Below are 12,893 nucleotides of genomic sequence, written 5' to 3' on the forward strand. Positions count from 1 at the left end.
CCTGCGGTCCCCCGGACACGGCACGGACCGGTCGTCAGGGCCGACCCGGGCGGAACCCCGGGCAGCCCGTGACGACCGGTCCGTGGTGAGGCTGCCCGCGCCGTGGCGGACGAGCTCGTGGTGCGAAGGTCAGGCGAGAGCCTTGGCCTTGAGCGACGCGAACTCCTCGGGCGTGATGGTGCCCGCGTCGAGGAGGGACTTGGCCGTGGCGATCTGGTCGGCCGGCGACTGACCACCTGTCGCGACCGTACGGATGTAGGAGTCGGCCTGCGCCTTGGCGGCGTTGGCCGCGGCGATCTGCCGCTCGGTCATGCCCTTGCCCCGGGCGATGACGTAGATCAGGGCCGTGAGGAACGGGAAGATCACGAGCGCGATGATCCACAGCGCCTTCCACCACCCGTTGAGCGTGTGGTCACGGAAGAGGTCGCTGAGGATCTGGAACAGAACCATCAGGTAGGCGATGAAGACGAAGGACCAGATGAGGAGCCAGAAGAAGTCCCAGAAATCCATGTGAAGCCCCGTTCGGAGTGCCGTCAGCGCTCGCGGCGCGCGAGGACGCTGACGTCAGGCTACTGAGGAGGCGTTGTGTGCGCACGGTGAAGAGAGGCCGATTCCGGGTGAACTCGCGCAGACCGTCAGACTCCGTCGCATGCGGGACTTTCGCGCCACGACCGGCCGGGCCACGAGACGCCCTTCCCCGGGTCAGCCGGGGACGAGCATGCGGTCGTCGTCAAGAATCCGACGAATCACGACGCCCACCGCATGCTCGACGCCTCCCGTCGACGGACGGGGCGCGGTACCTCAGCCCTGCGTCTCGACGGCAGCGAGGAGCACCGTGGACCACGAGACCGCGGGCAGCTCGATCGTCAGGACGCCGCCCTCCACGGTCACGTCCTCGCGGGCCACGGGCACCACGCGGTCGGGCTCGTCGGCCGTGTTGTGGTCGTACGGGTCGTCGCTCGTGAGCGTCGAGGCCTCGGACAGCGCGAGCGCACCGAACGCGGCGAGGTCCACGTCGACCGTGACGGGCTCCGAGGGGTTGCGGTTGACGAGGAACACGGCGAGACGCCCGGTCTCCTCGTCCCAGGTCGCGACCGCGTCGACCGACGGGACGTCGCCGTGCTGCGCGGTCGGGAACGTCGGCGAGACGGGCTCGACCCGCAGGACCGTGCCCTGCGCGAGCGCCGACGCCTGCGCGAACGGGTAGAAGATCGTCTGGCGCCAGGCGCGCCCGCCCGGCTCGGTCATGATCGGCGCGATCACGTTGACCAGCTGGGCCTGGCTCGCCGAGGTCACACGGTCGCTGTGGCGCAGCAGCGAGATGAGCATGTTGCCGACCACGACCGCGTCGGCCGCCGAGTACTGGTCCTCGAGGAGGACCGGCCCGACGGGCCAGTCCGCGCCCTGGGGCGGGACCGAGGCCGCACGGGACTGGTACCAGACGTTCCACTCGTCGAACGAGAGGTCGATCTGCTTGTCGGACTTCTTGACGGCCCTGACGTGGTCCGCGGTCGCGACGACCGAGTCGACGAACCTGTCCATGTCCACCACCGAGCCCAGGAACGAGTGCAGGTCGTCACCCTTGATCTCGTAGTAGCGGTGCACCGAGATGTAGTCGACCTCGTCGTAGGTCTCGGTCAGGACGACCCGCTCCCACTCGCCGAACGTCGGGAGGTCGGGGGCCGAGGACCCGCACGCCACGAGCTCGAGGCGGTCGTCCACGAGACGCATCGCGCGGGCCGTCTCGGACGCGAGCCGCCCGTACTCGTAGGCCGTCTTGTGCCCGACCTGCCACGGACCGTCCATCTCGTTGCCCAGGCACCACATCCTGATCGCGAACGGCTCGTCCGCACCGTTCGCGCGACGCTGCTCGGAGAACGCCGTACCGCCCGCGATGTTGGTGTACTCGAGCAGGTCGAGGGCCTCCTGGACGCCCCGCGTCCCGAGGTTCACGGCCATCATGGGCTCGATCTCGGCCTTGTCGGCCCACCTGAGGAACTCGTGGAGCCCGAACGTGTTGGGCTCGAGCGTGTGCCATGCCAGGTCGAGCCGGGCGGGGCGGTCCTCGACCGGGCCGACGCCGTCCTCCCACCGGTAGCCCGAGACGAAGTTGCCCCCCGGGTACCGCACGGTCGAGACGCCGAGCTCACGGACCAGGTCCAGGACGTCCCCGCGGAAGCCGTCCGCGTCGGCGGTCGCGTGCCCCGGCTCGTAGATGCCGGTGTAGACGCAGCGCCCCAGGTGCTCCACGAACGAGCCGAACGTACGGCGCGAGACGGGGGCGACCCGGAAGTCGGGGTTGAGGACCAGACGGCCGGCGAGCATAGGTGGGGCTCCGTTCGGGACGAGGGCGGTGTGGTGATGTCGAGAAGAGGGTCGCCGCCGGTCCGCGGGGGCGGTGCGGCCTCTGCGGCCCTGCGGCCAGCGGGTCAGCGGGTCAGCGGGTCAGCGGGTCAGGAACGGTGCGTCGGTGGCACCGACGTGCTCGCGCGGATCACGAGCTCGACCGGGACGTCGTGGACCTTGCCGGGGGTCGGACGACGCCCTGCGATCTGCTCGAGGAGCAGGTCCATGCAGAGCTGGCCGACCTGGTCGAAGTGCTGCCGGACCGTCGTCAGCGGCGGCCAGACATACTCGGCCACGTCGATGTCGTCGAACCCGGCCACCGACACGTCGCCCGGGATCGAGATGCCCCGCTCCTGGAAGGCCCGCATGAGACCCAGGGCCATCTGGTCGTTGGCGCACAGGATCGCCGTGATCTCCTCGGGGATCCGGTCGGCGAGGACCGCCCCCAGCCGGTAGCCCGAGGCCGGAGTCCAGTCGCCGTGGTAGACGGGAGGCACGGGTGCGCCGTTCGCGACGAGCGCGGCCTCCCACGCCTCGCGACGGACGCGGGTCGCGTTGCCGCTCGGCGGCCCGGCGATGTGCCACACGGTCTTGTGGCCCAGCCGCAGCAGGTGCTCGACGGCCTTGGTCACGCCGCTCGCCTGGTCGGTCATGACGAGCGGGTACGACGTCTCGGCGAGGTCGTCGGTCACGACCACGGGGATGCCCGGCGCGAACATCACGGACGAGCGCTCGAGGATCTCGCTCTCGACCACGATGAGCCCGTCGACGTTCTGCGCGGCGAGCTGGGCCATGGCCGCGCTCACGCCGCCCGCCGTCGGGCTGTCGAGCGAGATGAGGTTGGTCGAGAACCCGTGCGCCTTGGCCGCGAGCGCGAGCGCCTCGACCGTCTTGACGTCGCCGAAGCGCGAGAGCGAGAAGGCCACGACGCCGATCGCGCCGAAGCGCCCGGTCGTCAGCGCGCGCGCTGCGGCGTTCGGTCGGTAGCCGACCGATCGCATGGCCTCGAGGACCTTGGTGCGCGTGGAGGCCTCGACGTTCGGCGAGCCGTTCGAGACGCGGGAGACCGTCTGGGGCGAGACGCCCGCGACCGCTGCGACGTCGACCATGGTCGGCACCTTGCCGTGCCGTGTCGCGGGTGAATCGGTCATGGGGGTCGCACTCCTTCGTTCCGGACCTGTGGGCAGAACTGTAGCCGAGATCACGGTTGCGCAACCATTCGACGGGTTGTCTGGCACCCACTCATCTTCTGTGCACGCCCCAGAAGCGGCTTGACCACTCGGAAATCACGTGTGATGCTGAACGCCAAGCGCATGGTTGCGCAAACATGCTTGCCCGAATCGAGGAAGATGACGATGACGTCCGTGACGACGAGCGCTCCGCCCCGCAAGACCCGGCGCGCCAAGGCTCCACCCGAACGACGAGAGTGGACCGGGCTCGCGTTCGTCCTCCCCTTCCTCGCGGTGTTCGTCTTCGCGATCGTCGCCCCGCTCTTCTACGCGGTCTACCTCTCGTTCTTCCAGGACCGGCTCGTGGGCGGCTCGTTCTTCGCCGGCTTCGCGAACTACGCCCAGGCGCTGACCGACCCGCTGCTGCACGTGGGCCTCGGTCGCGTGCTCCTGTTCTTCGCGGTCCAGGTCCCGATCATGCTCGGCCTCGGGCTCTTCGCGGCCCTCGCGATCGACTCGGGCCGCCTCCGGGCCAAGGGCGCCTTCCGCATCACGCTCTTCCTCCCCTACGCGGTCCCCTCGGTCGTCGCGGCCCTCATGTGGGGCTACATGTACGGCAACGAGTTCGGGCTCATCCGCCAGATCGGCGACGCGATCGGCGTCGCGACCCCGGACCTGCTGTCCGCGTCGTGGGTCCTGGTCGCGATCGGCAACATCGTCACGTGGTCGTTCGTGGGCTACAACATGCTGATCCTCTACTCGTCGCTGCGCTCGATCCCGACCGAGCTCTACGAGGCCGCGGAGATCGACGGCGCCGGCGCGATCCGCACCGCGTTCTCGATCAAGCTCCCCGCGCTGCGCCCCGCGCTCCTGCTGACCACGATCTTCTCGGTCATCGGCTCGTTCCAGCTCTTCAACGAGCCCAACGTGCTGCGCGCCCTGGCCCCCACGACCATCAGCAGCTACTTCACGCCCAACATGTACGCGTACAACCTGGCGTTCAACGGCCAGCAGTACAACTACTCGGCCGCCGTGGCGATCATCGTCGGCGCGGTCACCGTCGTCGTCGCAGCCCTCGCGCAACGACTGAGCCGAGCAGGAGAGAAGTGATGACGCAGACCAGCACCGTGCAGGCCTCGCCGGAGGCCCCGGTCAAGAAGGCACGCACCGGGCGCCGCCGCCCCGCCTCCTCGTCCCGGGCACGCACCTCGCCCACCCTGTCCATCCTCATGACGCTCATGCTGCTCTACGCCGTGGTGCCGCTGCTCTGGCTCGTCATCAACAGCACCAAGACCAACGGCGGGCTGTTCAACTCGTTCGGCCTGTGGTTCGCGGACGACTTCGCGCTCGGCGAGAACCTGACCAAGCTGTTCTCCTACCAGGGCGGCATCTACTCGAACTGGCTCCTCAACACCGTGCTCTACGCGGGCGTCGGCGGGATCGGTGCCACGATCCTCGCCACGCTCGGCGGCTACGGGCTCGCGAAGTTCTCGTTCCCCGGTCGCAAGTGGGTCCTCGCGGGCGTGATCGGGGCCATGACGGTCCCTCTCACCGCCCTCGCGGTCCCCACGTTCCTCATGTTCTCGCGCCTCGGGCTGGTCAACACGGCCTGGGCCGTGATCATCCCCGCCCTCGCGAGCCCGTTCGGCCTGTACCTGATGTACGTGTACTCGCAGGACTCCGTGCCCGAGTCGCTGCTCGAGGCAGCTCGCCTCGACGGCGCGAGCGAGCTGCGGACCTTCCTCTCGGTCTCGCTGCGGCTCCTGACCCCGGGCTTCATCACGGTCCTGCTCTTCACGGTCGTCGCAACCTGGAACAACTACTTCCTGCCGCTCATCATGCTCACCGACCCCAAGCTCTACCCGCTCACGGTCGGCCTGAACCAGTGGAGCGCGCAGGCGGGCTCCTCCGGGGCGAGCGAGCCGGTTTACAACCTCGTGCTCACCGGGTCGCTCGTCGCGATCGTCCCGCTGATCATCGTCTTCCTCTTCCTCCAGAGGTACTGGCAGTCCGGCCTCGCGGCCGGTGCGGTCAAGCAGTAGCACCACCCCACGTCGGCTCCCCGACGGACCCCTCTCCACACCGAAGTGAAAGGTAGTCACCCCATGAGGATCACCCGCGCCCGCGGAGCCGCGGTCACCGCTGCAGCACTCACCCTCACCCTGACCCTCGCTGCGTGCTCCGGCGGCAGCGACGGCGGCAGCTCGGACGGTGGTGGTGGCGGCGACGTCACGGCAGCCGACATCGACGCAGCGCTCGACGCCGAGGGCACCACGACCCTGCAGTACTGGAGCTGGGTCCCGAACCTCCAGCCCACGGTCGACCTGTGGAACGAGGCCCACCCGAACATCCAGGTCGAGCTGACCAACGCGGGTCAGTCGGCCGACCAGTACACCAAGCTCCAGAACGCGATCAAGGCAGGGTCGGGCGCGCCCGACCTCGCGCAGATCGAGTACTTCGCCCTCCCCCAGTTCGCGCTGGGCGAGTCGCTCGTGAGCCTCGACGACGTCGGCCTGTCCGACCTCGAGTCCGACTTCACGGCCTCGGCGTGGGAGCAGGTCGCCGCAGGCGACGGGCACTACGCCTTCCCCCAGGACACGGGCCCCATGGTCATGTTCTACCGCGCCGACATCCTCGAGCGCCTGGGCGTCGAGGCCCCGACGACGTGGGACGAGTTCCTCACGGTCGCGCGCGCCATCAAGGCCGACAACCCCGAGAACTTCATCGCGTCGATCGACCCGGGCGACGCGGGCGGCGTGGACTCGCTGATCTGGCAGGCCGAGGGCCGTCCGTTCTCGGTCGAGGGCACGGACGTCAACATCTCGTTCGGCGACGAGGGCACGCAGAAGTTCGCCGAGCTGTGGGACACCCTGATCTCCGAGAAGCTCGTCGACGTCGCGGGCGGCTGGAACGACGCGTTCTGGCGTTCGCTCGACTCGGGCCGCTACGCCATGTGGATGACGGGCGCCTGGGCTCCGGGCTCGCTCGAGACGAACATCCCCTCCACGGCAGGCAGCTGGAAGGCCGCGACCATGCCCGTGTGGGAGGCCGGCACCCCGGCCAACGCCGAGAACGGTGGCTCGGGCACGGCCGTGCTCGCCAAGAGCGAGAACAAGGCTGCGGCCCTGGCCTTCGCCCGCTGGCTCAGCACGGACTCCGAGGCCGTCCAGGCGCAGGTCGACGCAGGCCTGTTCCCCTCGACGAGCTCGATCATGGCCGACACCGACTTCCTCGGCGCCACGTCCGACTTCTTCGGCGGCCAGGCCGTCAACGAGGTCTTCGTCCAGGCCTCGAAGGACGTCAGCTCGGGCTGGCAGTACCTGCCCTTCCAGGTCTACGCGAACTCGGTCTTCGGTGACACCGCGGGCCAGGCGTTCAGCAACGCGACGCCCATCGCCGACGGCCTGACGGCCTGGCAGGACCAGATCACCACGTACGGCAACGGGCAGGGATTCAAGGTCACGAACGACTGACCTGCCCGGTGGGCCGGGCAGGCAGCCCGGCCCACCGACCCGACGCCGGCGTGCGCAGCACGACGCACGCCGGCGTCCCCTTCCGGGGCGCGAGAGACGCCGCCCCGGTCGACGAGAGATCGAGGAGCATCCCATGTCATCGACCCCCACACCGCACCGTTGGTTGCGGTGGCCCGAGGACCGCGCGACGCCGCGCCTCGGCTTCGGAGCGGACTACAACCCGGAGCAGTGGCCCCGCGAGGTGTGGGCCGAGGACGTGCGGCTCATGCGGGCCGCCGGGGTCAACATCGTCTCGGTCGCGATCTTCTCGTGGGCCCGGCTCCAGCCGACGGCCGACACCTGGGACTTCGCCTGGCTCGACGAGATCATGGACCTGCTGCACGCGAACGGCATCGCGGTGGACCTCGCGACCGCGACCGCGTCCCCTCCCCCGTGGCTCACGACGGCCCACCCGGAGATCCTGCCCGTGACCGCGAACGGCGAGACCCTGTGGCCCGGTGCACGCCAGCACTGGCGCCCCACGTCGCCCGTGTTCCGCGAGCACGCGCTGCGCCTCGTGCGCACCATGGCCGAGCGCTACGCCGACCACCCGGCGCTCACCGCGTGGCACGTGTCGAACGAGCTCGGCTGCCACAACGTCTACGACTTCAGCGACGACGCGGCCGGCGCGTTCCGCGACTGGCTGCGCGAGCGCTACAGCACGCTCGACGAGCTCAACCACGCCTGGGGTACCGCGTTCTGGTCGCAGCGCTACAGCGCGTGGGACCAGATCCTGCCGCCGCGCCTCGCGGCCTCGCACCCCAACCCCACGCAGCAGCTCGACTTCAAGCGCTTCTCGTCCGACGCCCTCAAGTCGTACCTGCGCGCCGAGCGCGACGTCCTGCGCGAGCTGACCCCCGACGTCCCGGTCACCACGAACTTCATGGTCATGGGCGAGACCAAGGGCATGGACTACGTCGACTGGGCCGACGAGATCGACTTCGTGTCCAACGACCACTACGTCCTGCCGGGTGTCCAGGCCCACGACGAGCTGTCCTTCTCCGCGAACCTCACGGGCCACATCGCGGGCGGTCTGCCCTGGTTCCTCATGGAGCACTCGACGAGCGCCGTGAACTGGCAGCCGATCAACGTCGCCAAGAAGCCCGGCGACCTGGTCCGTGACTCGCTGACCCACGTGGCCCACGGCGCCGACGCCGTCTGCTTCTTCCAGTGGCGCCAGTCCCGCGCGGGCGCGGAGAAGTACCACTCGGGCATGGTCCCGCACGCCGGCGAGGACAGCGAGGTGCACCGCACGGTGCGCGAGCTCGGCGCGACGCTCGGCGCGCTGGCCGAGATCGCGGGCTCGGAGCAGGTCCCCGCGCGTGCCGCGATCCTGTTCGACTGGGAGTCCTGGTGGACGAGCGAGCTCGACTCGCACCCCAACAACTCGCTGCGCTACCGCCAGGAAGCCCTCGACTGGTACTCGGCGTTCCTCGCGGCGGGCGTGCGCGCCGACGTCGTCCCGGCACGCTCGGACTTCTCCGGGTACGACGTCGTCGTCGCCCCCGTCCTGCACGTGGTCCCGGGCGCGCTCGCCGAGCGGCTCCAGGCCTTCGTCGAGGCCGGCGGCCACCTGGTGACGACCTACTTCTCGGGCATCGTGGACCAGAACGACCACATCCACCTGGGCGGCTACCCGGGCGCGTTCTCCGACCTGCTGGGCATCCGGGTCGAGGAGTTCGCCCCGCTGCTCGAGGGCGAGACGGTCCTGCTCGACGACGGCAACGAGGGCTCGCTGTGGTCCGAGCCGATCACGGTCACGGACTCCTCGGTCGAGGTCCTCGCCTGGTACAAGACGGGTGAACAGGGCGGGCGCCCGGCCATCACACGCCGGCCCGTGGGCTCGGGCTCGGCGACCTACGTCTCGACGCGCCTGGGCACGGGCCTCGAGCCGCTCGTGCGCTCGCTCCTCGACGACGCGCACCTCCCGGGCGACCTGCCGGCCACGGTCCGCGGCAAGGTCGAGCTCGCGGTGCGCGGCACGGCCGAGCACGAGTTCTGGTTCCTCATCAACCGCACGGCCGAGCAGGTGGACGTCGACGGCGTCACGGGGGACGTGCTCGTCGGCCGGCGCTCGGGCGGTGCACCGGACGCGACCGTCGTCCTGGCCCCGCGCGGCGTAGCCGTCCTGCGCCGTCCGAAGGACTGAGGGCACCTCACCGACCAGCACGACCGCACGACCGCACGACCAGCACGACCAGCACGACCAGCACGACCCCCAGCGTCCACGGACCGGCGCCCGCCGCACGACGGCAGGCGCCGGCCCGTGGCGTGCACGACGCCAGGTTCGCAGAGAAGCGAGAGAAAGGCAGTTCAAGGATGAACGCAGGAGCATCGAGGAGGTGGCTCGCCGCACTGAGCGTCGCCGCCGTGACCCTGAGCTGTGGTGCGCTGAGCGCCACGGCCCAGGCTGCGCCGTCGGGCGGTGTGCTCGCCACGGGCGTGGCCGCGGCCGCGGACACAGGCGCCGTACCCGGCGTGACCGTGCGCCCCGACCCGAGCTATGCCGGCAAGGCGTTCGAGGGCTGGGGGACGAGCCTCGTCTGGTTCGCCAACGCGACGGGCGACTACCCCGACGAGGTGCGCGACAAGCTCGCGGACATGGTGTTCGGTGACGAGGGGCTCAACCTCAACATCGCGCGCTACAACGTGGGCGGCGGGCACGCACCCGACGTCACGGACTACCTGCGCGCGGGCGGCGCCGTCGAGGGGTGGTGGAACGCCCCCGAGGGCACGACCCGCACCGACGTCGACTGGTGGGACCCCGAGGACCCGGCCGACTGGAACGAGGACGCCGACGCGACCCAGCGCTGGTGGGTCGACCGCATCAAGGACGACGTCGACACGTGGGAGACGTTCAGCAACTCCCCGCCCTACTTCATGACGCCCAACGGCTACGTCTCGGGCAGCTTCAACGCGACCGACGACCAGCTCAAGACCGAGAGCATCGACGACTTCGCCGCGTACATGGTGGGCGTGACCGAGCGCCTCGAGAAGGCGCACGGCATCGAGGTCGGCACGATCGACCCGTTCAACGAGCCCAACACCAACTACTGGCGGACCACGCTGAACTCCGCGGGCGAGCCCACGGGCGGGCGCCAGGAGGGCGCCCACATGGGCCCCGCGCTCCAGCAGAAGGTCATCACCGCGCTCGACGCCGCGCTCGAGGGCGCCGACACCTCGGCCGGCATCGCGGCCATGGACGAGACCAACCCCGGGACGTTCACGACCAACTGGAACTCGTACCCTGCCGACGTCAAGGCCAAGGTCGACCAGCTCAACGTCCACACGTACGGCACGGGTCAGCGCACCGCGGTGCGCGACATCGCCAAGGGCGAGGGCAAGCGCCTGTGGATGAGCGAGGTCGGCGGGTCCTGGAGCAGCACGGGGCAGGACTTCGTGAGCATGGAGTCCGGCCTGGGCAGCGCCCAGCACATCGCGGACGACCTGCGCGAGCTCGAGCCCTCGGCGTGGGTGTTCTGGCAGCCCGTCGAGGACTACACCAACATGGCACCGGGCGGCGAGAGCGCCGAGGGCGCGAACTGGGGCGAGATCCAGATCCCCTTCGACTGCACCGCCGAGGACACGCTCGAGACGTGCCCCATCTACACCAACACCAAGTACCAGACGACGCAGAACTTCACGCACTTCATCGCCCCTGGTGACCACCTGGTCGGCGTCGACGACAGCAACAGCACGGCGGCCGTGGCTGCCTCGGGCGATGCGGCCACCGTGGTCCACGTCAACAGCACGACGGCGGAGCGCGCCGTGACGCTCGACCTGTCGGGCTTCGGCAGCATCGAGGCGGGCGCGACCGTCACACCGTTCGTCACGAGCACCGCGGGGACCCTCGTCGAGGGCACCCCGGTCGCGGTGGCGTCGGGCGCTGCCACGCTCACCGTCCCGGCGGAGTCGGTCACGACGTTCGTGGTCGACGGCGTCGCAGGGGTCGCGCAGGACGCCTCCCTGGTCCAGGAGGGCCACGTCTACCGCCTCCAGGGCGTCCAGTCCGGCAAGTCCCTCGCCCCCGCGGCGAGCGGCTCGGGCGTCGTGATCCGCACGAACGACGCGGCAGCCTCGGCACAGGTGTGGGAGCTCACGCCGCTCGGCGCCCCCGAGGGCTCCGGGTCGCACACGACGCGCTACGCCGTGACGTCCGCGGCGAACGGCAAGCAGCTCGCGGTCGTCCCCGACGGCACGGCCGTCCTGGTCGACGCATCGGAGCAGCCCGCCACGACCGCTCAGTGGATCCTGTCGACGACGGGCGACCAGACGTACACGCTCGTCAACGCCGCGAGCGGGCGCGTGCTCGAGGTCGGCGGCCAGTCCTCGACCGACGGCGCTCCCGTGTCCACGTACACCGCGAACTCGGGCCAGAACCAGCGCTGGCGCCTGACCGACGAGACCGTGCTCGGCACGACCCCGGTCGAGGCGTTCACCGTGCCCGGCACCGTCCCGACGCTGCCGACCACGGTCGTCCCCGTCTACCGTGACGGCGCGCGCGGCACCCTGCCCGTGACGTGGGACCTCCCGGCCGAGTCGGCCTGGGCCGCAGCCGGGACCGTCGAGGTCCAGGGCACGGTCACGACTCCCGGTGGCCCCGTGAGCGCCACGGCCGAGGTCGTGGTCGACACCCTGACCACGACGCTGCCTGCTCGTGCCAAGGCCTACGCGGGCGGCACGCCCGTCCTGCCCGCCACGGTCCCCGCGCTCACCGCGGGCGGCCGCCAGGTCGAGCGCCCCGTGACCTGGGAGACCGCCCCCGCGGGTGCGTTCGCCGAGGTCGGCGTCGTCGAGCTCGCCGGGACGGCCGACTCCGGGCTGGGCGAGGTCCTGCCCGCCACGGTCCGCGTCCAGGTCACGGCAGCCGTCGACGAAGGTGCGACGTCCGCTCCCGGGACGACCGCCTCGGCGACCTTCACCGAGCCGGGCTACTCGGCCTCGGGGATCGTCAACGGCAACACCACGGACAAGGCATGGTCCAACTGGAAGTCCTCCGACAAGAACGCCACCGACACCCTCACGGTCACGCTCCCCGCGTCCCGCGACGTGACGCACGTCGTCACGACGTTCTACCGTGACGGCTCGACCGCGAGCTGGGCCCAGAACCTTCGGGTCCAGGCCCTGGTCGACGGCGCGTGGAAGGACGTGAGCGCGTCGGTCGCGGTCAGCAACGACACGAGCCGCGCCCCTGTGGTCGACGTCCCCGTGGACGTGCGCACCTCGGCCGTGCGGGTCGTCATGACCGCACGCCCCAACACGCACATGGTCGTGAGCGAGGTGCAGGTGCTCGCCAAGGCCCCGGGCACGTCCTCCGACGCGGCGCTCGCCGGCCTCACGGTCGACGGCGAGGCCGTCGCCGGGTTCGACCCCGCGACGACGACCTACCAGGTGCTGACCGAGGCGGGCGCGACGCCCGTCGTGGCCGCGGTCGCGGCCGACCCGTACGCCACGGTCGCCGTGAGGCAGCCCGGCGAGGTCGCGGCCGGATCGACCGCGACCGCCACGGTCGACGTGACGGCCGAGGACGGGACGACGTCGACCTCGACGATCACGTTCGTGACCCAGGTGGACCTGGGGGTCGAGGCGAGCGTGCGCGCCCAGTGCACCGGACGCACCGCAACCCTGTCCGTCCGAGCCCTCAACACCAGCGACGTCCCCCTCGACATCGTCCTCACCACCCCGCTCGGCACCAAGACCTTCCACGACGTAGCCCCCGGAAAGTCCGCCAGCCAGACCTTCTCCGCCCGCACCCAGACCCTGACCGCAGGCACCACCACCATCACCGCCACCCGCACCGACGGCACCACCCACACCCAGCAGATCGACCACCCCACCACCACCTGCTGACCCACCCCACCCACCG

General features: G+C 70.5%; 8 protein-coding genes. 5 read left to right on the plus strand and 3 right to left on the minus strand.

Annotated elements, in window-relative coordinates:
• Positions 1-129: 129 nt before the first annotated feature.
• The 3 genes from ACFWGN_RS01820 to ACFWGN_RS01830 form a co-directional block, all read right to left on the minus strand.
• On the minus strand, positions 130-510 hold the full coding sequence (locus ACFWGN_RS01820) for an SHOCT domain-containing protein (protein ID WP_377615412.1): 381 nt from the start codon (positions 508-510) through the stop codon (positions 130-132).
• A gap of 291 nt (positions 511-801) precedes the next feature.
• On the minus strand, positions 802-2,325 hold the full coding sequence (locus ACFWGN_RS01825) for an alpha-N-arabinofuranosidase (RefSeq protein ID WP_377615413.1): 1,524 nt from the start codon (positions 2,323-2,325) through the stop codon (positions 802-804).
• Between the two features lie 128 nt (positions 2,326-2,453).
• Complete coding sequence (locus ACFWGN_RS01830) at positions 2,454-3,497, minus strand: LacI family DNA-binding transcriptional regulator (protein ID WP_377615414.1); 1,044 nt, start codon at positions 3,495-3,497, stop codon at positions 2,454-2,456.
• 204 nt (positions 3,498-3,701) lie between these two features.
• On the opposite strand from ACFWGN_RS01830, the gene ACFWGN_RS01835 reads away from it, so the two are divergent.
• The 5 genes from ACFWGN_RS01835 to ACFWGN_RS01855 all read left to right on the plus strand — a co-directional run bounded on the left by ACFWGN_RS01835 (position 3,702) and on the right by ACFWGN_RS01855 (position 12,877).
• A complete protein-coding gene (locus ACFWGN_RS01835; protein WP_191805801.1) occupies positions 3,702-4,625 on the plus strand; it encodes a carbohydrate ABC transporter permease in 924 nt (307 codons plus the stop codon).
• Positions 4,625-5,557 carry a carbohydrate ABC transporter permease gene (locus ACFWGN_RS01840; RefSeq protein WP_191805802.1) on the plus strand — a complete coding sequence of 311 codons (933 nt, stop codon included), beginning with the start codon at positions 4,625-4,627 and terminating at the stop codon, positions 5,555-5,557. The genes ACFWGN_RS01835 and ACFWGN_RS01840 overlap by 1 nt, the downstream gene beginning before the upstream one ends.
• A 63-nt stretch (positions 5,558-5,620) precedes the next feature.
• Positions 5,621-6,988, plus strand: coding sequence for an ABC transporter substrate-binding protein (locus tag ACFWGN_RS01845; RefSeq protein ID WP_377615415.1), 1,368 nt, complete (start codon positions 5,621-5,623; stop codon positions 6,986-6,988).
• A gap of 133 nt (positions 6,989-7,121) precedes the next feature.
• Complete coding sequence (locus ACFWGN_RS01850; RefSeq protein ID WP_377615416.1) at positions 7,122-9,176, plus strand: beta-galactosidase; 2,055 nt, start codon at positions 7,122-7,124, stop codon at positions 9,174-9,176.
• Between the two features lie 170 nt (positions 9,177-9,346).
• Positions 9,347-12,877 carry an RICIN domain-containing protein gene (locus ACFWGN_RS01855; protein ID WP_377615417.1) on the plus strand — a complete coding sequence of 1,177 codons (3,531 nt, stop codon included), beginning with the start codon at positions 9,347-9,349 and terminating at the stop codon, positions 12,875-12,877.
• The last annotated feature ends 16 nt before the right edge of the window (positions 12,878-12,893 follow it).

This window comes from Oerskovia sp. NPDC060338 (assembly GCF_042726295.1).
In the GTDB taxonomy this organism is placed as follows: Bacteria; Actinomycetota; Actinomycetes; order Actinomycetales; family Cellulomonadaceae; genus Oerskovia; species Oerskovia merdavium.